This window comes from Lentisphaera profundi, from assembly GCF_028728065.1.
In the GTDB taxonomy this organism is placed as follows: Bacteria; Verrucomicrobiota; Lentisphaeria; order Lentisphaerales; family Lentisphaeraceae; genus Lentisphaera; species Lentisphaera profundi.
The window spans coordinates 2164234-2190565 of record NZ_CP117811.1; the positions used below are offsets into that span (position 1 = coordinate 2164234).

At 38.3% G+C, this 26332-nt stretch carries 19 protein-coding genes, 1 tRNA gene and 3 pseudogenes; 12 read left to right on the top strand and 11 right to left on the bottom strand.

Features of this window, described 5'->3' with window-relative positions; genetic code table 11:
* Positions 1-97: 97 nt before the first annotated feature.
* On the bottom strand, positions 98-913 hold the full coding sequence (locus tag PQO03_RS08695; RefSeq protein ID WP_274149576.1) for a carboxylesterase family protein: 816 nt from the start codon (positions 911-913) through the stop codon (positions 98-100).
* Between the two features lie 298 nt (positions 914-1211).
* Here PQO03_RS08695 and PQO03_RS08700 point away from each other — a divergent pair, with 298 nt between their 5' ends.
* Together PQO03_RS08700 and PQO03_RS08705 are read left to right on the top strand one after the other, a co-directional pair.
* Positions 1212-1898 (top strand): hypothetical protein, encoded by a 687-nt coding sequence (locus PQO03_RS08700; RefSeq protein WP_274149578.1) that lies wholly within the window; start codon positions 1212-1214, stop codon positions 1896-1898.
* A 262-nt stretch (positions 1899-2160) separates the two neighbouring features.
* Positions 2161-5268, top strand: a complete 3108-nt coding sequence (locus tag PQO03_RS08705; protein ID WP_274149580.1) for a transporter substrate-binding protein — start codon at positions 2161-2163, stop codon at positions 5266-5268.
* On the opposite strand, the gene PQO03_RS08710 is transcribed toward PQO03_RS08705, so the two are convergent.
* Positions 5269-7068, bottom strand: coding sequence for a flavin monoamine oxidase family protein (locus PQO03_RS08710; protein ID WP_274149582.1), 1800 nt, complete (start codon positions 7066-7068; stop codon positions 5269-5271).
* Positions 7069-7327: 259 nt separating this feature from the next.
* Here PQO03_RS08710 and PQO03_RS08715 point away from each other — a divergent pair, with 259 nt between their 5' ends.
* From PQO03_RS08715 to PQO03_RS08725, 3 genes are all read left to right on the top strand, one after another.
* On the top strand, positions 7328-7864 hold the full coding sequence (locus PQO03_RS08715; protein WP_274149583.1) for a hypothetical protein: 537 nt from the start codon (positions 7328-7330) through the stop codon (positions 7862-7864).
* 134 nt (positions 7865-7998) lie between these two features.
* Entirely contained in the window at positions 7999-8937 is a 939-nt protein-coding gene (locus PQO03_RS08720) for a hypothetical protein (RefSeq protein ID WP_274149585.1), read from the top strand.
* Between the two features lie 10 nt (positions 8938-8947).
* Positions 8948-9268 (top strand): hypothetical protein, encoded by a 321-nt coding sequence (locus tag PQO03_RS08725; RefSeq protein ID WP_274149587.1) that lies wholly within the window; start codon positions 8948-8950, stop codon positions 9266-9268.
* Positions 9269-9352: 84 nt separating this feature from the next.
* Here the strand turns inward: PQO03_RS08725 and PQO03_RS08730 are convergent, their stop codons facing one another.
* Complete coding sequence (locus tag PQO03_RS08730) at positions 9353-10192, bottom strand: helix-turn-helix domain-containing protein (protein WP_274149589.1); 840 nt, start codon at positions 10190-10192, stop codon at positions 9353-9355.
* A gap of 148 nt (positions 10193-10340) precedes the next feature.
* On the opposite strand from PQO03_RS08730, the gene galE reads away from it, so the two are divergent.
* The 4 genes from galE (at position 10341) to PQO03_RS08750 (ending at position 15575) form a co-directional block, all read left to right on the top strand.
* Positions 10341-11372: a UDP-glucose 4-epimerase GalE gene (gene galE / locus PQO03_RS08735; RefSeq protein WP_274149591.1), complete on the top strand. Its 1032-nt coding sequence runs from the start codon at positions 10341-10343 to the stop codon at positions 11370-11372.
* On the top strand, positions 11369-13276 hold the full coding sequence (locus tag PQO03_RS08740; RefSeq protein ID WP_274149593.1) for a sodium:solute symporter family protein: 1908 nt from the start codon (positions 11369-11371) through the stop codon (positions 13274-13276). Before galE ends, PQO03_RS08740 begins: the two co-directional genes overlap by 4 nt.
* A gap of 35 nt (positions 13277-13311) precedes the next feature.
* Entirely contained in the window at positions 13312-14391 is a 1080-nt protein-coding gene (locus PQO03_RS08745; RefSeq protein WP_274149595.1) for a phosphotransferase enzyme family protein, read from the top strand.
* A 272-nt stretch (positions 14392-14663) separates the two neighbouring features.
* Complete coding sequence (locus PQO03_RS08750; protein ID WP_274149597.1) at positions 14664-15575, top strand: nucleotidyltransferase family protein; 912 nt, start codon at positions 14664-14666, stop codon at positions 15573-15575.
* 820 nt (positions 15576-16395) lie between these two features.
* Here PQO03_RS08750 and PQO03_RS08755 read toward each other — a convergent pair.
* The 5 genes and pseudogenes from PQO03_RS08755 to PQO03_RS08775 all read right to left on the bottom strand — a co-directional run.
* Positions 16396-16962: pseudogene (locus tag PQO03_RS08755) on the bottom strand (zinc-binding alcohol dehydrogenase family protein); the annotation flags it as partial.
* A gap of 134 nt (positions 16963-17096) precedes the next feature.
* Positions 17097-18311, bottom strand: a complete 1215-nt coding sequence (locus tag PQO03_RS08760; RefSeq protein ID WP_274149601.1) for an IS4 family transposase — start codon at positions 18309-18311, stop codon at positions 17097-17099.
* Positions 18312-18386: 75 nt separating this feature from the next.
* Positions 18387-18842: pseudogene (locus tag PQO03_RS08765) on the bottom strand (alcohol dehydrogenase catalytic domain-containing protein); the annotation flags it as partial.
* 115 nt (positions 18843-18957) lie between these two features.
* Positions 18958-19029: transfer RNA gene (locus PQO03_RS08770), tRNA-Gly, on the bottom strand.
* Positions 19030-19454: 425 nt separating this feature from the next.
* Positions 19455-19571, bottom strand: a pseudogene (locus PQO03_RS08775) (DUF1501 domain-containing protein); the annotation flags it as partial.
* Positions 19572-19769: 198 nt separating this feature from the next.
* Between PQO03_RS08775 and PQO03_RS08780 the strand changes: the two are divergent.
* Positions 19770-20807 carry a hypothetical protein gene (locus tag PQO03_RS08780; protein ID WP_274149607.1) on the top strand — a complete coding sequence of 346 codons (1038 nt, stop codon included), beginning with the start codon at positions 19770-19772 and terminating at the stop codon, positions 20805-20807.
* Positions 20808-20817: 10 nt separating this feature from the next.
* On the opposite strand, the gene PQO03_RS08785 is transcribed toward PQO03_RS08780, so the two are convergent.
* The 3 genes from PQO03_RS08785 to PQO03_RS08795 form a co-directional block, all read right to left on the bottom strand.
* Positions 20818-21042 carry an aldose epimerase family protein gene (locus tag PQO03_RS08785; RefSeq protein ID WP_274149609.1) on the bottom strand — a complete coding sequence of 75 codons (225 nt, stop codon included), beginning with the start codon at positions 21040-21042 and terminating at the stop codon, positions 20818-20820.
* Between the two features lie 152 nt (positions 21043-21194).
* Positions 21195-22577 (bottom strand): DUF1501 domain-containing protein, encoded by a 1383-nt coding sequence (locus tag PQO03_RS08790; protein ID WP_274149611.1) that lies wholly within the window; start codon positions 22575-22577, stop codon positions 21195-21197.
* A 2-nt stretch (positions 22578-22579) separates the two neighbouring features.
* Positions 22580-24925 carry a PSD1 and planctomycete cytochrome C domain-containing protein gene (locus PQO03_RS08795; RefSeq protein ID WP_274149613.1) on the bottom strand — a complete coding sequence of 782 codons (2346 nt, stop codon included), beginning with the start codon at positions 24923-24925 and terminating at the stop codon, positions 22580-22582.
* 316 nt (positions 24926-25241) lie between these two features.
* Here PQO03_RS08795 and PQO03_RS08800 point away from each other — a divergent pair, with 316 nt between their 5' ends.
* Entirely contained in the window at positions 25242-25613 is a 372-nt protein-coding gene (locus PQO03_RS08800) for a hypothetical protein (RefSeq protein ID WP_274149615.1), read from the top strand.
* Positions 25614-25960: 347 nt separating this feature from the next.
* Positions 25961-26329: a cupin domain-containing protein gene (locus PQO03_RS08805; RefSeq protein WP_274149617.1), complete on the top strand. Its 369-nt coding sequence runs from the start codon at positions 25961-25963 to the stop codon at positions 26327-26329.
* Positions 26330-26332 lie beyond the last annotated feature (3 nt).

Consider the following 26332-nt stretch of genomic DNA (forward strand, 5'->3'; position numbering starts at 1 on the left):
ACATTGTGTATCACAATATTGATATTTCGTGAAGAGTTTAAACTTAGTCAGTGATTCTCACTCATTTCTTCACTTGAACCACAAGTTCAAACAAAAATCATTGCTGCTTACGGTCGCTCAATTTCTGTGCAAAGAGCCATTTTAAAAAATCCTGTTCCGGGTCACAATCATCACTTGTCACTTGACTTGTACTGCCCTCTTCTCCGGGGATGAATTTATCCGAAACTCCGTGATTCCCATCTTTCCAAGTCGTTAATTTCATATTGCCATCAAGACTTTTTAGCTCGTCAAAAAGCACGAGTACCTTTGCATAAGGGCAAGTTTTGTCCTTCTCACCATGAAAAGTCCAAATGGGAATATTCTTTATTTTCTTCGCATCTATAAATTTCTCTGTGGATTTAAGCCCCGTTGCTGCCGAAGGCGCCGCGGCGGCAAAATAGTTTTGGTCCAATTGAATAAAAATAAAGGTGCCATGCCCACCCATTGAGTGACCTAAGACATAAATCCGGTCCTGATCAACATTTTTCATGCTCGCAATTATTGCTTTAACACTTTTTAAATCTGCCTCATCCCATAAGTCCGTACTTTGAGGCGCTAAGACATAAGCGGGATATTCACTTCTAATTTTTTCATCCGCTAATTGAGCATTCCAGGGCTTGAGTTGTTTACGATTATCGCTACCCCTTCCCCCTGCACCATGAAGAGAGACAATGATCGGATATTTTTTACTGCTATCAAAATTCAATGGTGACATCAAACGATAAGAGACTCCATCCATTTTCTGTTCTTCATATACTTGTAAGCCACTCGCCAACCCTTTCTTTACGCTCTTCTTTTTCGCTGCTAATAAATCCCTTTGAGTCATCAAAGAAATAAGACAAAATACCGCTAAAAATAATTTAAAATGATTCATAAATAAGCCCTTTGTTAATTGTATGCTTATGAATACTACGAATGTCCACAAGCAGATATAACAGCTTTTACTTAGAAGTGATGATTTTTGTATTAAAGGTCCCGTAATTTATTGTCCATACACTGTAGATGAATTTCGTTCTGCAAATTCACCGCTTCAGACATAAATAATCATCTGAGCTTTAAATGAACCAACGACAGTATTGTTTAAAAAGTCGCACACTCATAATTTATAATTGGAAGCAGGTTCAGGACGCTAAAGCATTAGCGATGTTTAAATCATAAATTGGAGGTCCATAATGAAGATTTTAATCAGTAGTATTATAAGTTTATTTATTAGCAGTTGCATTTCACAAAGTACACCCGGTGAATTGATTGTTACCGAATATGATATAGCCAAACATAAACACCTTTTAATGGATGTGGATTATCATAAAATTACTAAATTAGAAAATGAGATTAATGATCGTAGTAATCGTGGCGATTCAGTTCACTATTATTTAGAATCAATAACTATGGATCACCTCAACAAAAAAAAGTTTTTATATAAAAAAATAAATGCTGAAATAAGTAGTTATAAACAACTCTCTTTTATGGATATAAATGATTCAATTAATCTTTTAGTCTCGGAATATAAAGAACAAGATGAACTTGACTATTCAAAAGCCTTACACATATTCAGGCAAAATATAACTAACTACCATAAAAATGATGACATTATCATTTTTAATATTAGTCGGGACTCATTTTATAAGAGTAACAATGAAACTAATACTTTTTGTATCATGCAGGCATTTGATGAGATTAATCACAATGTGTTATTAATTGAAATTAATAATGACAAACAATCTAAATACTGGGTACACTACAAAAATCTATTTGATGGAATTATGACCAAAAGAAATTTAAGTTACTCCTCTTCTGGATGGCTAAAACTTAGTAAAGACTCTTTTCAAAACACTCGCTATTACTCCACTCTGCCATGATTTCCATAAGCTATTCCCCGGCTTTGTCCATCGTTGAAGTCATATCAAATAAGTACCTACCAAAAACTGGCCAATCAAAATTAAATCTATATTTTAAACACTTATACTAATATGACAGCTAAAAACAGCTAAAAACAGCCTAAAAACAACATAAAGTAAACAAATAAGTAGGATTCTATCTCCACAGGCTTTATTATAATAAATATTAAATCATTTCTCAAGTGATAGTGTTTCATCTCAAATTATTTAACGCGGGCTATGCATGGATTTTGACGGTAGAATAAGCCTTAATGGCGAACAAATAAAAAAACACCGATTAAAACAATGCCTAAGTCGAGATATGTTTTCATCCAAAAGCCAACAGATGGGTTGTTACTTATCTGTTTCAACTTTAAAAAGAGCTGAGGCTGGAAGTAAAATTTATTATCGTACGGCTCAAGACATTGCCTCTATTTTAAAAGTCAGCTTAGATGAACTGAAAAAAATAAGTACCACACAGCCAGAAACCCAAACTGCAATAACCGTATTATCCAGAGATGAACAAATCCATAGAGCATCCTCTACTCTAGGCCGAGTAAAATCAGAACACAAAGGTAGTATCATTTTCATCCAAGGTGAACCAGGGATTGGAAAGTCTCACTTCATACATAGGGTCACAGAACAAGCTAAAGAATTAGGATTTATCAATTTCCGACTTCCTATTTATGATGGAGTGACAAGCAAAAGGCAAATCCTTCAAGATTTAATTCGAAAATTCATCGATCACTCCAACACTAACACCTTAAAATGTAGTAAATGTCATAACAAAATAATTAATTATGATGAGAACTATAATTATACCCAGTGCTTAGAATGTTTTACACTCAGAACAAGACTGAACGAAAAGGAAAAAACAACTTTATTCATACTGTTTGGCAAAACTGCTCACAAAGACAAGCCAATCACTTACAAAGAAACTCAAATAAACGAATTAAATTTGCTTTTCTCATTAATCAAAAATCTTGATGAACCTATAAATATTATACTTGAAGACATTCATTGGGCTTCGACAGAAATCATAAGTATCATACAGAATCTAACTCATGAAGCACGGTATTATCCGCTAATACTCATCCTATCCAGTCGATTAATCAACAGCCCATTATATCAAATCTGGAATAATACCGTCCTTAACACTCCTTTGGAATTATTTAATCTTTGCCCTCTGAATAAACACGAATTAAGTGAAATGATCGATGACAATAAAAAAATCTCAAGAAAAACCCAAGAAACATATATAGACCTTTCGAACGGCAACCCTCTGTTTTTTAGATTTTTATTAGAAATGCAAGCCAAACAAAGCGACTGTAAATTACCAAATACCTTAAACTCCTTAGTTAAGCAACAACTATCTCTACTAAGCCATCCACAAATATACTTTTTACGCTACACATCAGCACTAGGTCACGAGTTTGATCTCACTGAAGTAGAGCAGATTCCCCAAATACAAAAACTCAATCTAACTAGACTAATAGAATACAATTTTTTTGTAAAAAAAGGCAACAACATCTATGAGTTCCACCATGATTTGATACGACAAAGCATCTATCAAAACATGCCCGAAGAAGTCAAAATCAAGATTCACGATTCGGCTGCCTTGTTCTATCAAAATAAAGATCAAACAAAGCTAGCATTACATTTGCGCAAAGCTAAAAAAATATACCAGGCGAAAGAGGCTATAAGAAAACTGGCTCTCTGCCTATACGAAAAGCACGATTACTCTGAGGCTCTGAATCAAGTGGACATTGCCTTAGCACTTCCTGGTGAAAAAAATCTATACTCATTATATTATATGAAGGGCGTTCTTCTTAAAATTCTTGACCTGCCAGCTAAAGCTACTCAATACCTTAAAAAGGCATTACGTCAATCAAACACTAATCAAAAGAAACTACAAATACACCTAGAACTTACCGAGATCTATGCGGTAAATCAACGTTTTAAACTTTCGCATGATTTTTTATCAAAAGCAAAAAGCTTTTTATCTGGAGCAGAAAGTGATGAGGATAGAAGCAATATAGAAAAATATACTACTTACCTAAAAAAATGTACCTACTCACTAAATAGCAATCTACAAAAAATCAACTATCAACAGTCTCAAGCCTTTAAAACCAGCATTCAAAATTTTAATGATTTACCTAGGCTTAGCACAAAAAGTGAACTTAAAAAAGATCATAAAGTCGCTTTACTACACTCTACCAGTGGTTTTTTAAAGGAACACGAAGAAGGGGTGCTCAAAGCCTCTATCATGGCCTTTGATGAAATCAATAAAAACGGAGGACTATTAGATCATCAGATCACCTATGAGATATTTGATGGCCAATCAAATGAGCATATTTTTCGGAAACAAGCAAAAAACATAATCTACAACCATCACCTAACTAGTATTTTTGGTTGCTCTACTTCTCCAACTCGCAAACAGGTAAAGACAATAGTGGAAGACAGCAATAATCTGCTTATCTACCCCTTTCACTATGAAGGCTTAGAGTCATCAGAAAATATTATTTATACTGGCCCGACCTCCAGCCTCCAAGCTTCACCTATAATAGATTGGTTATTCGACATAATTAAACCCCATTCCTTCTATTTTATAGGTTCAGATTATATATATCCTGTAGTTACTAATGAAATATTAAAAGACTCAATAAGTATCTATAAGGGTGATTTAATTGGAGAAGATTATCTGCCTATTGGTGCTACAGATTTCCAAAATATCATTAATAAACTTCAAGACACAAAGCCTGACGTTATTATTTTGACTTTAGCTTCAGTTGAAAGCAACAAAGCTTTTTTAAAGCAATATCATGAGTCAACATACGCTCAAAAAAATAACACCATAATAGTATCCCTTGTGTTATCAGATAGTGACATCATCCACATACCCATTGACCATTGTCGAGGTATTTACGGAATCTTTAGTTACTTTCAAAATAACAATATCTATAGCAATGATGATTTCATACAAAGCTTCAAATTAAAATATGGCAAAAATGAAAGAGTTGGCGGTTATATGGAATCCGCTTACGTGGGCGTTAAACTTTGGGCTAAAGCTATACAAAAATGCCAATCTTTTGAACCCAATAAAATAACACAAGCAATTAAAGGCTTATCTTATTATGGGCCTGGAGGGATAGCATACATTGATGAGGAAAATCAACATATCTGGAGACACACACACATTGCTCAGGTTGGTAGTGATGGAGAATTCCATATTAAGTGGTCTTCAGAACAACCGACACCCCCTACCCCCTACCCCTTATCTAGACCTGAAAGTGAATGGAATACATTTCTACAAAAATCTAAAGCACGTTGGGATGGAGGCTGGGGAATATAATTACGTTAAAATAAACGCATTATTTTTTTCTAGCTGAGTACTTTTACGACTCAAATCATAGCAATACATATCTGGATCTTGGATAAAAGAATTATACGGAGGCAGTTCACCTCCTAGGCGTTTAACCACCGCACTTGCTGCATTAATCCCTGTATGAAGGGCACCTTCAATCCAACCTCCTGACCATGAATTACTGTCTCCTGCTATATATACACCTTTATCAAGCTTCTTATTCAAGACAGACATAAACTGAAAGTATGCGGCGTGAATATCTGGCTCTTGCCCCGGATAATTCAGCTTAAAAGCTCCATAATAATCTTGCTCATTTTGCCAATCAATACTTAACACCTCATTATTAACAGGCTCTAAATAACCTTCCCATTCAGGGCAAACATCATAAAGTATTTCTCGGCATATCTCAAAGCGCTTGTCAACGGGTAAGGCTTGTAATTTATTTGAGTCATCTTCCCATGTGTAACTAATCACCACAACGCCTTCATCCGTTTCAGGGTAATCCATCAAGTAAGCCGCTCGGGGCAATTCATCGGTCATTAAAGTCAAGGGAAAATTATTTTTTAATGAGCCATCTTTATTTAACCAAAATTTTGTACGAGTTCTAATAAACATTTTTGATGAGCTGGTAATATGCAAATTCCTTATCGCAGCTTTAACATCATCGGACATAATCGCAGAATTTGTATTTTTCATCGGCATACTTAAACCCATATAAGACATTGCCCTTGTTGTCGTTGCTACAATAACTGCGTCGTAGAGACAATGTTCATCATTATCTAAAACAATAATCGGCTTATTTGAGCCCTCATCATAAAGTATATTTTTTACTCGTGTATTAAATTTCACCGCAGAACGATCTTCTAAAGAAGTTTGTTTTTGGCCGTTAATCTCTACAGCATTGGTGTAAAATGAATTAGGTAACGATTCTACTCCCGATGGGAACATCTGCTGCTCCTCTTCCCATTGCATAAGAATGATCCTTGCTAATTCTAACATATTTACAGGATACAAAGAGCCAAAACCACCTGAACCTACTCCCAATGCACCAAATGCTTTAAAATCCTCTTTAGTCCAATGCTGCATTTTATCAGAAACTGCTTTAAAAAAACTACAATCTTTATACTTATCAATAAACTCGTGCTGCCAAATACGAGTCAGTTCTTTTAAATTTTTATCATTAGGCAATTGCTGCCATTTTGAAAAAGGCTTATATAAAAGACTTTTTAAATAATTCACCCACTCTTCGAAATCTTTGGCGATTTTCGCAAATGGACCTGGAGCTTGTGAACCAGGTTCCCAATCATATGATTTATTATCATAAAAAAATTTGGTTCTCACTTTACCCGGATCTGGAAAGCTCAAACCCGCCTTTAAATTAAATTCATTGGCATACTTCCAAAAAGTTTTTTGTGATAGTGGAATTCTCATAGCTCCTAACTCCGCAAAAACATTTGATAAGGATCCATCTTCATTCGTAAATCGTTGTGACCAACAGCGACCTCCTATTCTGCTCCCCGCTTCTATAACCTCCACATTTACACCACATTTACTTAGTTCATACGCAGCACACATGCCACCCACACCCGCTCCTATAACTGCGACTTTCTTACCCTTCAAATTAGGTATATGCCCCAGATTATTATCTTTTCCAACAACCCTCGTAAAATCAAATAAATTATCAATATATGGCCAGGCAACAAAAGTCTCAGACTTCACAGGCTCCGGAAATAAATCTTCAATTGTTGGTACTAATTGACCATCTTCAAAAATATTTTCAGCTGACATACTCTTCTCTCCTTAATTATTGATAACAACACTTACAACACGAAATTTACGAACTAGTAAATATTTTTGATCTGATTTGCAAGGCAAATCAAATCAAAAATATTTAACATTCCAAATATGAACCATCAACAAATAGAACAGCTCATTTACGGGTCACTTTAAAAGTGAACTCTAAGTAAGCCATTAAGTCGATAGTTTAAGTTAACTATCAAAAATATATTTAAATCTGAAGATTTAAATAAATAGGAATTCATAAATTATGGATATAATTAGAAAGAAGCATCACAGTATAAATACTTCACCTTGGACTTCCTTTTCAACTATTACTGAGCAGAAATCCTCCTTATTTAAACAAGAGATCCAACAAGTAACTGGATCTAAATACATACCTCTATCGAGCTGTGAAAATAAAAAAAACACTGCTCTCAAAAAATTCAGATGTTACCTATATGTAAATAAAAAAATAAAATTTTTCACTATTGAACTATTAGAAAAGTTTTTAGGGAAGATTCATATAATAAAAATCTCATCTTTGAAGTCTTGGAGAAATTTAGCGATATCTAATGACCTGTGTGATACTTCTTGTAAAATATTTCAAGCATTTATAAAAAATACCCATGGAGTTAAATATTTCCCTTTAGGCCATGAGTTAAATCTAGTAGAAAATGAGTCAAGATTTAGTTTTTCCTGTATCGCAATGATGACCAATATGGGCAACTCTCTACTCATACTAAAACTAATTCTAGTAGAAGACAAAAATAATAAACTACATTTTCAACAAGTTGATCGCTTATAAAACACCCGAAAAAAGAACATAGCCTAAATGAATAAGTGAATCCTATCTGAACCTCCACCAGAATTGCATGCCTACTCCTCACATAATAGATTTTTAAGGAGATAGACTATTTGAAATTTTATAAGGAGATATATATGGATACTGCAATAATGGCCGGTTATATGAATGACTGGAATCGCTACAAATGTAACCTCACTCAAATGGCTAAGCATGGATATAATGCTTTGATTTTTACTCATGCGAACATACATGATGGTTATATCCGTATGGCCCAGGAATTCCTTAATACCTACATTGGTACCGAACTACTTTCTAAAGATATTCAAAAAGCAAAATTATGTGGCGCCACACGTATTTTAATCACAGTAAGTTTAACTAAGAATTCATTCAATCCTAAAGGCAGCCCTGAAACTCTTGCTCATGAAATCATTCGATTTCTGTACCTTTATGGATTTGATGGTATTAACTTTGGTGATGCTATGGATATTAGTCCTGAATATTTTGATAAACTCTGTTCCTTGATTCAAAAAATAGATAAATCAGTCCTATTGGCAGCTTCCCCCATGCTCTATCAAAAAAGAAAATCTCAAACTATTCAGATGCACACAAAACATAGCGATTATTTTTATAATGTTGCTATCTACAATAAAAGGTTTGATTACATTTTCCTCAAAGCATTTAATGATCCAACTATCAATATCGATGGTTATACTGAAAAAGATGCCGAGTTTATTTCAGCTAGTTTCAAACAAATCAAACGTACCGTTCCTTTAAAAACTAAAATCGCTATTGGACAGCCGCCCAATGACACGATTTGTAAATTCAGTGTATTTAACCGTAAAGATAAAAAAGATTTAATTTATAAACTCATTAAAGATCAATATGAATCTATTTGTGAGGGTCAGCAATTTGGTGGCGCTGTGGTCTGGGATGTCAACGCAGATTGCAAAAATTCTTACCGGTTTGTTGAAGCTGTCAAAAACTCAATTGAACCCATGAAGCACATAAAAACAGGACACCGAAGACCTCCATACCTTTTCAATTATCCTCATTTAAACACTAACGTATCCTAAGGTGTATACTATGAAAACTGCTGTTATCTTTTGTAATAAAATTTCGGAACGAAATTTAAGTCAATCCATTAAGGAAATTTTACATATAGAAACTAAGTCGAAATTTTTCCATTACCCTACAGTTTTTGAACTCCAAAATCTAAGAGTCGAAATTTTAAAAAACTATGGAGGAGAAGATATTAATGGAAAATACTACAAGTGGTATATTGACATATCTTCACAAACATCTGATGGTAATGATTTTAAAAATAAACTTAGTCAATTAAATAAACACTTAGAATCAAGGTGTAAGACATGGGTTGATTGGGATTATTACGTGAATTTAGGATAAAAGCACAAATACTCATTAAACCGCTCATAGAAACTGACCAATGAGTATTTTTATGTAACACATACACTTTAGATTCTTACTCAATTAAGCCTCGAGACTATTGTCTAATGGAAGTGCATTTCTGCGATACTCCAAAGGCGTCATATTATTGTATTTTTTAAAACGAGCACAAAAATGACTCTTAGAACTAAAGCCTAACAGAAAGGTAATATCTTTGATACTATGAGTGGTTGTACTCAAAAAATGACAAGCGTGAGTAATGCGAATATGCTCCACATAATTAATCGGACTCTTGCCCATTTCTTTTTTAAACAAGCGGCAAAATGCAGCTTCTGAGATACTCGCTCGTGCGGCTAAAATGGGCAAAGTAATACTCCTGCTATAGTTAGCCTGAATATACCGTACTGCACCTACTATTCTTTGATCGAGTCCCGAATGCTCTAAATCTTGTTGGACCCGTGCAATGCGGATCAAAATCTCCTCTAGGCGATTCATTGCCAATTGCTCCGAAAAAGCCACTTCTTCTTGAACTAAATCAATCGCCTCTTGGATCAAATTAATAATCATATCATAGAGTTCTTGATTGGGAATTTTAAAATAAAATAGTCCATCCCTCACTTCATTCCATTGCAAGAAACTCAACCAATGGGGACGCGGAATAAAATGAGCCCAGTACGCTGCCCAATGGCCACCCTCTTCGGGCAAACCATAATCATGAGCAATTCGAGGCGGTAATAAAACACATTCCAAGCCTTCCATAAATAAATCACCCTGCTGGTGATGGAAAACTCCTTTGCCTTTGTGATGAATCAATAATTGCCAGTCTTGTGTCCCTTCTTCACGGTAACAAGTATAGGCTTGATGAAGGCTAAAGTGACCCACAGTTATATCCCTCAATGGGGGTGGCGGAACATTGTGACGCATAGGAAGACTCCATAATATCAATATTGTGATACACTATATCAAATTTCTATTATTGTAAATAGCCCTGCTAATCATTATTATTGATAGTGTGCGAATAATTTGGCTTATTTTAGATGAGCTCTAAGAAGATATTAGTAAGGAATTGTTTATGAAGAAAATCCTGATAACTGGTGGTGCAGGCTATATTGCCTCTCATACCAACATTGAATTGCTCAAAGATAACTATGAATTAGTTTTACTAGACAATTTCTCTAACTCATCAATGGAGAGTGTAAATCGCGTAGAAGAACTCAGTGGGAAAAAAGTTCGCTTTTACCAAGCTGATTTATTAAATAGCGATCAGCTCAATCACGTTTTTGAACAAGAAAAAAATATTGATGCGGTGATTCATTTTGCCGCTTTAAAATCTGTCGGTGAATCCGTCGAAAAGCCTTTAGATTATTATGAAAATAATATCTCTGGCTCACTCAATCTTTACCGAGCGATGCAGAAATACCAAGTCAAAAATATCGTCTTCAGTTCATCTGCCACCGTTTATGGTGACCCGGATGAAATCCCCGTAAAAGAAGATGCCCCTACTCGATGCACCAATCCTTATGGTCATACTAAACTAATGATGGAACAAATCCTTTTGGATAGTGCTAAAGCTTACGATTGGAACGTTGTCATCCTGCGTTACTTCAATCCTGCGGGAGCTCATGAATCAGGTCGTATTGGCGAAGATCCCGAATATCCCGCCAACTTACTCCCTTTTGTCAGTCAAGTTGCTGCAGGTGTCAGAGAAAAAGTAATGGTCTTTGGCAATGATTGGGAAACCCATGATGGCACCGGTGTTCGCGATTATATTCACGTCGTTGATTTGGCTCAAGCCCACGTAAAATCCATCGAAAAACTCAAAAATTCCAGTGGCAGCTTTATCTACAATATTGGTACTGGCCGTGGTTATTCCGTTTTGGAAATGATCTCCGCTTTCAGTCAAGCTTGTGGTCACGATGTGCCCTACGAAATTGGTCCCCGCCGTGAAGGTGATATTGGCGAAGTCATGGGCGACCCACAAAAAAGTGCTCAAGAACTCAAATGGACCGCTCAATACGGACTTAAAGATATGGTGGATAGTGCCTGGAAATGGCAAAGCGAAAACCCACAAGGCTACAGATCATCAACTCAGGAGAACACATGAATCAAGTCATCACAAACATAACTCTGACCGGACTTGATTGGTCATTTATCATTGGCTTTTTTATTATCGCCATTGGCATTGGTATTTACACCTCACGCTCCGCAGGTAAATCAGAAGAAGATTTCTTCCTCGGCGGACGTTCCATGCCGTGGTGGCTACTCGGTTTCTCTATGGTGGCAACCACCTTCTCCACCGACACGCCAAACTTTGTAACTGATATTATTCGTAAAGATGGTGTGGCATCCAACTGGATGTGGTGGTCGTTTCTACTTACTGGCATGCTCACAGTATTCGTCTATGCAGGTCTCTGGCGTCGCTCAGGAGTGACCACAGATGTAGAGTTCTACGAAATGCGTTACTCAGGTAAAGCAGCCGCATTTTTACGTGGTTTCCGTGGTATTTATCTCGGTGTGGTATTTAATATTTTGATTATGGCAATGGTTTCTTTGGCGGCAATCAAAATTGGCGGTATCATGCTTGGTCTCAGTCCTTGGGAAGTCCTGGGTTACTCCGCAGCTGTAACAGTAATTTTCTCCGCACTTGGTGGATTTAAAGGTGTACTTCTTACTGACTTCTTACTCTTTATTATTGCGATGGTTGGTTCTGTTGGCGCGGCGTACTATGCACTTGACCACGAGTCTGTCGGTGGTATGACTGGTCTTTTAGAGCATTTTCAAAGTACACCTGAGCTCGCTTCAAAACTCGATATCTTTCCAAAAACTGATAGTACCATCTTTATGTCAGTATTTATTATTCCACTCGCCGTTCAATGGTGGGCTGCCTATTTCCCTGGTGCTGAGCCCGGTGGTGGTGGTTACCTCGTTCAGCGTATGCTTGCCGCGAAAGATGAAAAGAATGCCGTTTCTGCGACACTGTTCTTCAACTTCGCTCACTATGCACTTCGTCCCTGGCCTTGGATTATCGTGGCTCTTTGTTCGATGATTGTTTTCCCCGACCTCGCGTCTATTCAGGCTGCCTTCCCCGGAGCGGAAAAAATTGGTGAAGACTCGGCTTATTCTGCGATGCTTGCAAAAACACTTCCCGTCGGTTGGATGGGACTCGTTCTTACTTCACTTATCGCAGCTTACATGTCTACTATCTCGACTCACCTCAACTGGGGTTCATCATATGTCGTGAATGATATCTACTTGCGTTTTCTTAAACCAAAGGCCAGTCAAAAAGAACTTGTCTGGGTTGGTCGTATCTCTACCGTACTACTCATGATAGTCACTTCATTTGTCGCTCTTTTCCTTGAGAGTGCATCCACTGCCTTTAACTATATTATCATGATGGGTGCGGGTACTGGCGCATTATTAATCCTACGTTGGTTCTGGTGGAGAGTTAATGCTTACTGTGAAATCGTTGCGATGATTTCATCATTTACATTAGCGATACTTCTCAACTGGACGGGTCTCTTCACGCCTATAAAAAATCTAGCTGGCGAAGTAACACAAAAAGCTATTTACTCAGGTGCAGATCTAGCTCTCAGCCTTACTGAGGCCATTGGCTTCACTGTTGCTTGGGGTGACCTCAAGATTCTCATTGGTGTGGCGATCACTACCGTCGCATGGTTACTCGTTGCTTTCTTTGGTCCTACCACAGATAAAAATGTCCTACGCTCTTTCTTGGAAAAAGTAAATCCTGGTGGCGCCGGTTGGAAAGTTGTTGTTGACGCAGCCGAAGCTGAAGGCAAACCCATTCAACCCACACACGAAGCTGATAGTATTCCCAAAGGCATCCTTTGTATGGTTCTCGGTTGTATCGGTGTTTATAGCTTACTCTTTGCCATCGGTTATTGGCTCTATGGAAAAACGACTCTCATGAGCATCTTCTTTGTCACCAGTGCCGTGGCAACTGTCATTCTTTTCAAAGTTTGGGGCAGCAAAAAAACAAAAGCTAATTAATAGACTTTTATAAAAAACGATTTCAGGAAAATATTATGAGTAAATACGATTTAAAAAGTGTGATGCTACAATTCAAAGCTCCAGGCGAATTCAATAATGGCGTACCTTATGGTGGCGGCCATATTAATGATACTTTTAAAGTAGAGATGACTACCGGTGATAGTACCACACGCTACATTCTTCAGCGTATCAATCACTTGGTCTTTAAACGCCCAGATAAAATGATGGATAACATTCACCGCGTTACTGAGCATCTACGCAATAAAGAACATAGTGCCTTTAAAAACCCTATGTATTTAATTAAAACTCACGATGATGAAATTTTTCATCACGATCCCAATGGCAATTACTGGAGAGTCTACAATTTCATCGAAGGTGCTTTAACTTACGATATAATTGAATCTACTGAGCAAGCCTATCAAGGCGCAAAAGCTTTTGGTACTTTTCAGTGTGAGTTGTCTGATTTACCTGGTGAGGACCTTTATGAAACGATCCCCGATTTTCATAATACACCCAAGCGCTACAAAGATTTTGAGCAGGCAACTATTGAGGGCATTACCGAGCGCATTAATTTTGCGGAAGATGAAATTTCTCAGGCAAAAAAACTACGTAAATTTGCCCCTGCTATCACCGATCTCTTAGCTGCTGGCTCTATTCCCCATCGCGTAACGCACAATGATACCAAACTCAATAATGTGATGCTTGAAAACGAGACTAATATTGGTGTTTGTGTCATTGACCTGGATACTTTAATGACCGGTTCTGCACTCTATGACTTTGGCGATTTCATTCGTACCGCGGGACGTATTGGTGCGGAAGATGAAAAAGATTTAGATAAAATCAGCTTCTGTCATGAAATGTATGAGGCTTCATTAAAAGGTTATTTAGAAACGGCTGGTGAAGCTTTAAATGATGTCGAAAAAGAAAACCTCGGCATTAGTTCCATTGTCATTACTTATGAAGTGGGCCTCCGTTTTTTAACGGATTATTTGATGGGAGATACTTACTTCAAAACAAAGCACGAGACTCACAATCTTGAGCGTGCTCGCGTGCAATTCAAAATGGCCCGCGAAATTAAAAAGCACCTCAGTCAACTTAATGAGTTAGTAAAATAAATCACGATTACCCACAATAAAGGGCATGATGCGACCCGTACGAGAAGGACGCTGTCCCTCTCGAGCTCTCCCTGTAAGGATTTGCCAATCCTTAACCAGGCGACCAGGGCGGTGCCCCCCTTTATGCTTAATCGTAAAATAAACTAATTCTCATGGGGCCTCAATCGCCCCATGTCCCCCGCTAGACACTCGCTATAAAACACTCATCAATGGAAGTTTCTCAACTTCCTAAAATAAATGCGCCCCAAGAGGGCAAATTCAGGAGAATAAACATGAAAAAAACACTCGTTCTTTTAGCTGCAGGCATGGGCTCACGTTACGGCGGACTCAAGCAAATCGATCAATTAGGCCCTTCTGGTGAAGCACTCTTAGAGTATTCCATTTTTGATGCCCTTCGCGCCGGATTCCAAAAAATCGTCTTTATCATTCGCCGTGATTTTGCCAAAGAATTTGAAGAGAAAATCGGCTCGAAATTTGCGGAATTCGCAGAAGTCGATTACTGCTACCAAGAACTCGATGAATTGCCCGCAGGTTTTCAACTCCCAGAAGAACGTACAAAACCTTGGGGAACGGGTCACGCCCTACTCGCCACCAAGGAAGTCGTTCACGAACCCTTCCTAATCATTAATGCCGATGACTTTTATGGCCCTGAAAGCTTTGTGATGGCAGCAAAAATGCTAGATTCCTGGGATCAAGGTCAAGAACTTAAAGCAGGCATGATTGGCTTTAAACTTGATCAAACCCTCTCAGATAATGGCACCGTTTCACGAGGAATTTGTGAAGTTAAGAACGACCAGCTCGTACAAGTTGTCGAAACTCATGGTATTCACGCTAGTGATTCAGATGTCCTTACTGAAGATGGTTCAAGTTTAGCTTCTGATGCCACTGCATCAATGAATATGTGGTGCCTCACACCGAGTATTATTCGCGAATTTGAACAGAGTTTTATTTCCTTTCTTAAAGAAAATATCAATGTCCCGAAGTCGGAATTCTATTTGCCTTTCGTCATCGATGACCTCGTTTTTAAAAATAAACTAGCCTGTGAAGTGGCACAAAGTCCTTGCCAATGGTTTGGCATCACTTACAAAGAAGATAAACAGCTGGTTATCAATTCACTGCAACAAGCCGTCAAAGACGAGGTTTATCCCAAAACTTTGGCCGATGAATTCACTTGCACAATTTGAAGAAATGAATTCATATCCGTAAATCATAGCTTTACAAAATTCAGCGCTAATAAGTTAAACTTATTAGCGCTTTTTTTTAAAACTCAATTAAGTAGATTACGCCACTTACCATTTTTCTTGGTGCATAGCACACGAGAGGACTCTATCCCCTTAAATGGGTGGGGATTCAAGGATATTTAAGCGTGCTTCTGCATTTTTTTAGTATGGCCCCGAGGGGAACTGCGTTCTAATGGGTGGGAACTTAAGCACATGCCGAAGGTATGTAGTATGGTAGCCACCGGATTTATCCGGTGGGTATTGTTAAAAAATGATATTCATGCCGAAGGTATGAAGGAAACGCTCTGCAGCGTACCTTCGGCACGCACGATGCTGTTATTCAAACACCACGGACTTACGTCCATGGCTACATTCCTAAGCTCTTCGAGCTCAAATATCTCTTAAGTTCCCACTCATTAGGGCTCCGCCCCAAACCTCTCGTAAGGTACTGCCATACAGTCCAATAATTTTTATCCGCCTGTGTGGTAACACCCCTTAAGAATCCCATCGCTAGTCGCTACGCGCCCGCACTTACTCTTAACAATTCCACAGCTCTGATTAAGCACGAATTTGATCTTGTAGTCTCTTAAGTTCCCACACATTAGAACTCCCCTAGCAAGATACTGCCGTATGAGCCAATGCTTTTTATCCGCCTGCCTAGCAAGACCCTTGACCAGGCGACTAAGAGGCTTTACTCCACTTAATGGGTAATCGTGATAAGTTTAACTTATTAGCGCTTTTTTTGATGACAAATATCATCAATCAAACATTTGCGGACTTACTTTTATTGCTCAAAACCTTCGAGCACAATTTTGCCTTTGGCTTTTCCTGATTCCAGTAAAGCGTGGGCACGTAGGAGGTTATTGGCATTGATGGTTCCAAAATGCTCTCCCACGGTTGTTTTTATCACTCCTTGATCAATTAAGGAAGCCACTTCATTCAGGATATTGTGTTGCTCAATCATATCCTCAGTTTGAAATAGCGAACGCGTGAACATGAGTTCCCAATGAACTGACACCGCCTTGCGTTTAAAGATATTTATATCGAGCACTTCGGGATCATCTATTAAGCCGAATTTTCCCTGTGCTTTAATCACTTTAGCAATTTCGGGCAAATGACTGAAAGTATTATTTAAGCTAACGACGTAATCCACTTCTTCTAAATTATGCTCCGCAAATTCATCACTCAATTTATTTCTATGGTTAATGATATCTTCAACACCTAAATCTTTTAACCACGAGATTGTCTCGGGGCGTGAAGCCGTCGCAATAAGTTTAAGCGACGTTAATTGCTTGATAAGCTGAACCATAATTGAGCCCACTCCACCAGCGGCACCAATCACCAAAATACTTTTATTAGAACACAGTCATCCCATAGAGCAGGAAAAACTGACTCTTTAATACATTTCCCTGTGTAAATACCTTCTATTTATTAGATGGATGTTTTGGTTTTGATTAAGGCTCAGTCATTGGCTGTCCCATAGATTTATGTAAATCCCGGCAAATACTGCTGAGGAGGAGTTGAGTATAGCCTTGGTGGGTCACTGGCTGTCCCACAGGATTTGAGGACTGAGTACAATTCAAGCCTTGACCATAGTACGCCACGGATAACGGTGAATATTCTTGAGAAAGAATATTTCCACTTACTTTGAAATGCTAAAAATCGCAAAAGCACGTAAGTCAATAATGCTGTCCAAACTTGCCACCGAATGGCATTTTCGTTATGGCCAAGGAAATCAGATATTTGCAATGTTTGTTTGATCTGTTTGAAAAACACTTCGATTCCCCAACGTGATTTATAGATTTGTGCGACTGAACTGGGAGCCCATTTAAAGTTGTTAGTAATGAAAACCATTTTCTTAAGTTTTCCGTCAATTTCTACTTCAGCTTCGACAAGTCGTAATTCTGTCGGGTAATGCAGTTGAGTTTTCGTACCTTTGAGACGAATACGCTGATCACGGATGATAGAACCTTTGGCTTCAGAGATATTTTCAATAATCTCGTAGCTCATATTATCTTTTGCCCGAGTAACCCAAAATACTTTACGTTCATTGAGGTGAAAGAGATGTTTATAATCCACGTAAGCCTTATCAAAAACCACTATTTCTCCAGGTAACATTCCTGCACATAATTCCTTTGCTTCCGTTGAATCATGAGTGTTCGCAGCTTTTACAATAGCGAAAGAAGGTAAGAAATTTTGTAAGTTAAGCTTCATGTGACATTTAGCCGCAGCTTTACGACGACGATGTTTTGCCCATGGCATACAATTAGCAACAAGCTGGATAGTTGTAGAATCCACCGCGTGAATTGCTTTTTTGAAACGTCTAGGAAAACCAGTATATTTTTGCTGAATACCAAAGCCCGCATACTTATTCTGTAAGTGATTAAGAACACTCCAGAAAAGTTCTTCTGCCATGTCGGCATTACGAGTTCTATTTGCGTTAGATAAGGTATTTCGTTTCGGGACTGTCGCGCCTCGTATAGGCTCAAGGCTTCCACTATGATTTTGAAGGCTATCGCAAATATCATTTAAGCTCAGAGAATGAGATAACTGAGCATAAAGTAAGGTTAGAACATGGCTCCAAGGACTAAACTTACGAGTTTTGATTCCGTGCTTATCTGCAAGTTTTTGAACTAAATGTCCTGGAATTAATTGGCAGATTTGTTTGAGACTACATACATTACTTTTGTCTGGCTTCATGATGGACTCCTTTTTTTGTCGTTATTAAAAGAAACATCTGAAGCTAGATTTTTCATAGCTTAGTTATTTTTATGGGATGGCTGTGTTATTAGAATTATCTTTCGCTACTTCTAAGCGATCAAATAACATTTCCCACGCCGTTAGAGTGGTCAATGGCAATGCCGCGGCTTCCGCAAATGCTAAAGATGCAGGCATTTTACCTACTATGCGTTCATCTACCAACTGAAACTCCGCATTGCTTCCCGAGCGCGTTATATCTCCCGCATACCAGACTTTATCACCCACTTTAAATAAGCTAACCTGATCACCCACTTCTTTGACGATTCCCGTGGCATCCCAACCAATAACAGCATATTGATTCTCTTCGGGTACACGACCCTGGCGGATCTTGTAATCGACGGGATTTACAGAGATAGCCTGAACCTCCACCAACAAATCCTGCCCTTGAGCTTTTGGGCTTTCCAGTTCAATATCCATTAATGCTTCTTTACTGTCGATGCTACCGGGGGTTTTATAGCCTATTGCTTTCATACTCACTATCCTCATTTAATACGTTTTTAACTTCGGCCCTATAATAAGACCTCGCATTAATTTTGACTAATCTGAGCAAGAAAAAGCCCCGAAAGAAATCTTTCGGGGCTTAAAGAGCGAGTGATGAGACTCGAACTCACAACATTCACCTTGGCAAGGTGATGCTCTACCATTGAGCTACACTCGCGTTGTATGCGATTAGATAATAAGCAAAAAACTTAATATATCAAACTCAAAAAATGCTTTTTTATCATCTTTTTGGTCCAATCTATTATTTAGCTGCCAAAACAAATGATTTCATCCCAAATAGACTTTAATCTTAAGGATTCATTTACTCGATTTATCGATACTTTTTGACGAATTTTATTTCATGACTCGATTAAAGCTGACACCGTAAGATGATTCCGCATTGCTAAAAAACATAGATTCATACGATTAGCCATAAAACGGGGCAAGGCCCCAGTCGCCTGGTCAAGGATTGGCCATAAAACGGGGCAAGGCCCCAGTCGCCTGGTCAAGGATTGGCAAATCCTTGCAGGAGGAGCTCGATGGGGGACCGCGTCCCTCTCGTATGCGACGCATCATGAGCTCTATTCTGGATAAGCATATAGATTAAACTAAAAGCTTTTTGATGACGTGAGCGTCTTCCACTCCCGTGAGGCGATTATCTAAACCCTGAAAACGAACCGTAAGTTTTTTGTGATTGATTCCCAATAAATGGAGCATGGTGCCTTTTCAGCTCGTTATACTAACGATAGGCGAATTTACATTTTAAGCTTAATGTCATACTGACTTCAGCTTAAATTTTAAAAACTTTACGATTTCGTGTAAGAATCAATAAATCACCTCCGAAGAAGGACTATAAAGCTTAGTGTATGACATATATTTATGTTAAGTTCTTTACAAGAATTAATCAAGGAAAGGGAAATGATCAAAATACTAATATACTTACTTACATTTACGGGACTTCTCCACGCTGCGGAGCCAACAAAACTTGAGCAAGTCCAAACAATTTATACGACATCTATTGAGAAGTATAAACAGGTTCTCAAGGACCAAAATCTTATAAATTCCCAATCCACTTATGATGCCTTAAAACTGCGCGCGATAGCTTACCAAAAAGCGGGTCAATTAGAGCCATTAATTGCCCTTAGAAATTTCCTTGACTTTTATAAATCTACTGACTTAGTTAAGCTTAAATCATCTACTCTCCCCGCCGTTAAAGAGGCCTTGACTAAATTGGCGAAAGCTAATAATGAGTCCCTGCAAAAATATAACTCAAGCCTTATACAATTAAAAAAATCGTATAAAGCTGCGCTACAAAAAAGAGTGAAACTCTATACTCAAAAGGATAAAATCGAAATCGCCTTAAGTTTTCAAGCTGAGCTAGAAAAAATGAATGGCAGTCAATTCCAAACGACAAAGTCAAAGAATATCAAACCCGTAAACACACTAAAAAAGATAGTTCCAAAGAACATCAAACCCGTAGTCTCTAAAAAATCTCCAACACTTAGTCCCAACGCTATCAAATTAAAATTAGGGGATAAATTAGGCGCCAATAAAACACCTAAAATAGTTAATAAAAATATCACTATCTTAGCTACTATAAATACTTCTGAAGCTCATGGAATCATTATCGCTCATGGAGGAAGCTCTGAAGGTTATGCGCTATACCTTAGAGATGAAAAATTGATCTGGGCAGTACGTCGACGTAAAATACTACAAGAATTGGTGTCGGAAAAGAGTATTGCGAAAGGCAAAGATATTCGTATCATAGCCACAATTTCGCGAGGGCTCATATCACTTAATATCAATGGTGTCACAATCAGTGCAAAAGGCTTAGGACCTGCATCCCATCCGGTAGATGGTCTACAGGTCGGCAATGACCCCGCTTATCAAGTTGGAAAGTATAAAACCAAAAAATTTAGCGGCAGTATAAAAGAACTCGTTCTTGATATCAAATAATTTGATTAAATCATTTCGTCGAGAAGGCATACACCGTTTGAGACTGAAAAACTTCTCCGGGCTTTAATAAAGTATTTGGAAAAATAGCTTGGTTCACCGAGTCAGGGTAATGCTGAGTCACTAAGCACAAGGCTCCACGCAATTCATAAGTTTTCCCCGACTTCCCCTTCAGCGTAGCATCAAGAAAATTTCCGCCATAGAACGGCATCGCGGACTCGGTAGTCAAGGCTTCCATACGCTGACCTAGCTACGAAGGTTTATTAATGGCTATTCTGACTATACTAAATCGGTAGCTGTGATTCCTAGGTTTTTCTGCGTCGTACATTCAACGTCATAAGATATTATTTATGAGGCAAAAGTAAGATCAGCCATAGTTCCCGTGAAAATTTAGACTAAAAGTTTTTTGATGACGTGAGCCTCCTCTACTCCCGTGAGACGATTATCTAAACCCTGAAAACGAACCGTAAGTTTTTTGTGATTGATTCCCAATAAATGAAGCATAGTAGCATGTACGTCACGTACGTGAACAGCATCTTTCACTGGCTTATAGCCCAATTCATCTGTTTCGCCATAAGTCATTCCACCCTTGATCCCACCACCACACATAAACAGCGACATGGCATTCATATGGTGATCGCGGCCGGCGTCACCCTTATTGGTCTGTGACATCGGTGTACGACCAAATTCACCCGCAAATACAATAAGGGTATCCTTTAGCATATCACGATCTTTTAAATCTTTAATTAAAGCGGCGGTGCCTTGATCCACTGCCTCGGCACAAATGGGCATATACTTGCGAATGCCATTATGATGATCCCAACCGCGATGGTAGAGTTGAATGAAGCGAACATCGCGCTCTGCCAGCTTTCTTGCCATCAAACAATTTGAGGCAAAAGAACCATCTCCGGGCTTACAACCATATAGGTCGAGAACATGCGAAGGTTCTTGAGACATATCCGCCAATTCTGGAATAGTTTTTTGCATCTTAAATGCCATATCGTATTGCTGCATACGCGTAGCAATTTCATCGTCATCCATATGACCTGATGAAAATTGATTCAGTTTATTGATAGTTTTTATCAACTGTCCCTGACGAATGCGATCAATTCCGGCTGGATTCTTGGCATAATGAACTGTATCACCCTTGGAATTGAATTTTACTCCTTGATAAATACTATCCAAAAAGCCATTATTCCACAAGCGCGCATAAAGTGGCTGAGGACCGCGTCCTTTGACTGATTCAAGTACCACAAAGCCTGGTAAGCCTTCGGCATTATTACCCAAAGCATAATTAATCCAAGAACCCATACTTGGGCGACCATTGAGGAATGTCCCGGCATTGAGCATCGAAATAGCGGGGTCATGATTGATCTGCTCTGTGTAAGCAGATTTCACGATTGCTAAATCATCTGCGACAGTCGCAAGATGAGGAAATAACTCCGTCATTTCTAAACCCGACTGACCACATTTATTGAATTTAAATTGCGGCCCATAACACAAAATTTTCTTCTGATCCTGCAGCTGCGCTAATTGCTGACCCTTGAGAAAAGACGGAGGCATAAGCTTGCCATCAAATTTTTTGAGAACTGGCTTATTATCAAAGGTTTCAAACTGAGAGAAGCCCCCTGACATGGTGAGAAAAATAACGCGTTTGGCTTTAGCTTGTTTCAGTAAAAAGCTCGGATCAGCTGTACCGCCTGCCATTAAAGGTGCGCTAATTACATTGGCTCCCGCTAAGCCAGTAAATTTAAGAAATTGACGTCTATCCATGATTATCTCCTTACGATAAATTCGTGCATGTTCATAATACTTCTTGCCACCTGAGTCCAAGCAGCAAGTACCGCACCATTAAGCTTGGGGTCAACTTTTTTATTTCCTATTTTAAGTAATGCCTGAGCCTGTTCGGGACTCATTTGAAAAAACTTAAGTTGCTGCTGATAAAACTCTTTGAGAGTTTCTAGTTCCTGCTCATCGACCTTGCGACTCAGGGCATTTATATAGAGCCAGTTAAGTTTCTCGTCAATACTCTGCCCACCCTCTTTGATTAAACGTTGCCCAAGAATTTTTGCGGCCTCCACAAAAGTGGGATCATTGAGTAAAGTCAAAGCTTGTAATGGAGTATTCGACGCCGTCCTAGAACACATTGAGATTTCGCGATTAGGAACATCAAAACTCCTCAAAAATGGATGTAAAAAAGTACGTTGAAAATGCATGTAAACTGCCTTGCGATATTGATCGTCACCCTTTTCAGATCGATACCTAAAAGGATTAAAATTCATCGAGCTATAATAACCATCTGGTTGGTAGGGCATGACGTTGCGACCTCCCATTTTCGTATTGAGTAAGTCACTCACTTGTAAACTTGCATCGCGAATGAATTCACCATCTAAACGAAGGATCGACTGTCGCGCCAGATAACGATTATAAGGATCTTCAGTTTTCATCTTTTCAGTTCTTTCCGTTGATAGACGGTAGGTCTCGCTCATCACAATAAGCTTAATCAATTTTTTGATATCCCAATCTGAGGCAAAATGAGTCGCCAAGTAATCGAGTAATTCAGGATTGATGGGGAACTCACCTTGTGAACCCAAATCCTGTGTATGCCCAGATATCCCTTTACCGAAATAGAGCTCCCAAACACGATTGATAAAGGCCCTCGCCGCCATCGGATTCGCATCTGAACAAAGCCAGTTAGCTAAATCGAGACGAGTCGCCCGTCCCTCTTTAGTAATTTGTTTCAAAAAATGTGGTACTGCCGGTTGAACAACTTCACCTGAAGTATCCATCCAATTTCCTCGTGGAAATATACGTGTGATACGTGGTTTCTGAGTCTCGGTAATCACGCAAATCCTGGCTTGAGATTTCAATTGATTAAAGCTCTTTGCCGCTTCTTTATATTCATTGGATTTTTTCTTTTTTGCGAATTTAGCAAGTTCTTGCTCCGCTATTTTATACTCGCGCTCAAGATCTTTATTTGGAAAGATCATCATCTCTGGAGCAAACTTATTATTATTGCCTCCTTTATAGACTCCCTCCTGCTTGATATCAGCAAAAAAAGCTGCCATTGAATAAAAGTCTTTAGCAGAGAATTCGTCATACTTATGATCATGACATTCCGCGCATTCTAAAGTTGAGCCCAGCCACACACTAGAAAGGTTACTGACTCGATCTGCTGCGTACTTCGCTAAATACTCTCCTGCTTGTGCGCCACCTTCCTTGGTCACTTTATTAAAGCGATTATAAGCCGTGGCAATAATTTGTTCTTGACTTGGCTTAGGCAATAAGTCTCCCGCTAACTGCTCTCGGGTAAACTGATCAAAAGGCATATTATTATTGAAGGCCTTAATCACATAATCGCGATAGGGAGTGGAGCGCAATTCTTGGTCACCGTGAAAGCCCACTGAACTTGAATAACGCACCAAATCAAACCAATGCACAGCTAGGCGTTCACCATAGGCTGGTGAAGCTAAAAATTGATCAACTAAATCCCCCCATGCATCAGGAGATTGATCTTTTTGAAAAGATTCGAGTTCTGCAGGACTAGGTAGCATGCCTCGTAAATCTAAACTCAGGCGACGAATAAGAATATTTTTCTTTTCTCGCTTATTGCGCTCAGTAAAACCTTTTTCTTTTAATTTCGCTAAGACTAATTTATCTATATGTGCTGAACTAAGATCACTTATATCATAATCCAGAGCTTCATACGCCCAGTGATCCTCATATTCCGCGCCCTGCTCAATCCATTTTTTGATTAAAGCCTTATCCTGCTTACTGAGGCTATTATGAAAATCTCTGGGTGGCATCACATCATCTTCGTCATCAGATATAATCCTTTCCCAGATTAAAGACTCAGTGGGTTTCCCCGGTATTATACCCGGATCCTCAATTTTCTTTTTACCTGATTTTGAGGTGTAATGACGTTCATTTGTTGCGGCTTCAAATGAATGTAACTGCAAATGCGCTTTGGCTTCATGCTTATCGGGACCATGGCAATTAAAACAAGTATTCGAAAAAATCGGACGAATATGTTCATTATAAGAAATCTTTTCTGGCAAAGGCGATTGCGCAAAAGTACTGAGGCTAAATAAACTAAGGATTAGAGATCTTCTTAGAGGCATAGGAGCGTCCTTTTAAATTATCTTTACCCTACTTCCCAAGTCTTTTACTTTTTTCCCAAGCAATCAGAATTTTTTATAGATTTTTTCCTCACATCCTTAGATGTAAAAACAATTGCTCCTTTTGCCAAATACTTTTCCATGGTCAATGGTAGCCAATAAGTTTCACAGTATATTTATTCTCTGATAAGGGACAAAATAATAGCATCATGGGCGGCAGGATTCCTTCTTCTTCTTACGCAAACCAAGTAAGTCCGTCCTTAGCCCTTTTCACTACTTATTTCATCTATGAGCATAAGCTGGAGTTATTAAAGAAATCATGAGTACCTCAGACCAAAAAATAAACTTAATATTTGTATACAATGCTGATAGTGGAAAACTAAATACCATGTTTGACATTGCTCATAAAATATTTAGACCAGACACATATGAGTGCTCTCTATGCCTTCTTACTCATGAAATTTTTACCGAAAATAAATTATTAGCCTCTTTAAAGAATAATACTAAATTCAACATCGAGTTTTTACACAAAGACGAATTTCAAAACAGATATAATATGGAATTCACTTATCCCGTGATTTTAGAAAAAAGAGATCACATTAAAATCCTTTTAGATCACAAACAAATTTCAGCAATAAATAATATTAAAGATCTTATAGATATTTTGGAACAAAAATATAGTGCAGTATGAACTGCAGAAGAATTCCTTTCTTTCGTTCAAAAGCCACGTAAGCCTGTACTTAAATGAAAATTAACTACGAATCAACATGAAAATAAATAGACTAGAACTGATGAAAGAAAATTTAATAGGCTACCTCCTTATTGCTGCTTTTAATATATTATCACTCTTTGTCATTCTCCCCCTATCCTTAATGAGCTATTGGTTTTTTCCTATTTTAATCATAAGTATATTAATCTTGGAATTTATATTCTGGTACATAGTCCTGCCTAGAATTGTGATCTCACTCGATAAAAAAAGGAATCTCTAAGCATGGGTGCTTCGGCTTCATCTAAAGTCACTATACTAGGAATCAAAAAATGAAATCAACATCGACATACTGGAATACATTGGCCGCGGAAAACTCTGATCAATGGCAAGAGATTGAAGGGTCTAAAGGAAACTTACATCAATTAACTATTGCAGAAGATTCTAAAACTGGGGATTACACACGATTAACTAAATTCAAAGCGGGCTACAACAGTAGCTTTTTTGGGTGTAAAGCACATGATTATCCAGAGGAAATATTCATTATCAGTGGTCGATTATTTGATGAAGCCACTAACACATGGTTAGAGATGGGATCATACGCGAGTCGACCTCCTGGTGAGTTACATGGACCCTTTTATGCCGAAGACGATGTGCTTGTACTCGAAATATCATACTTGAGCCAGTCTGTAAATGAATAATAT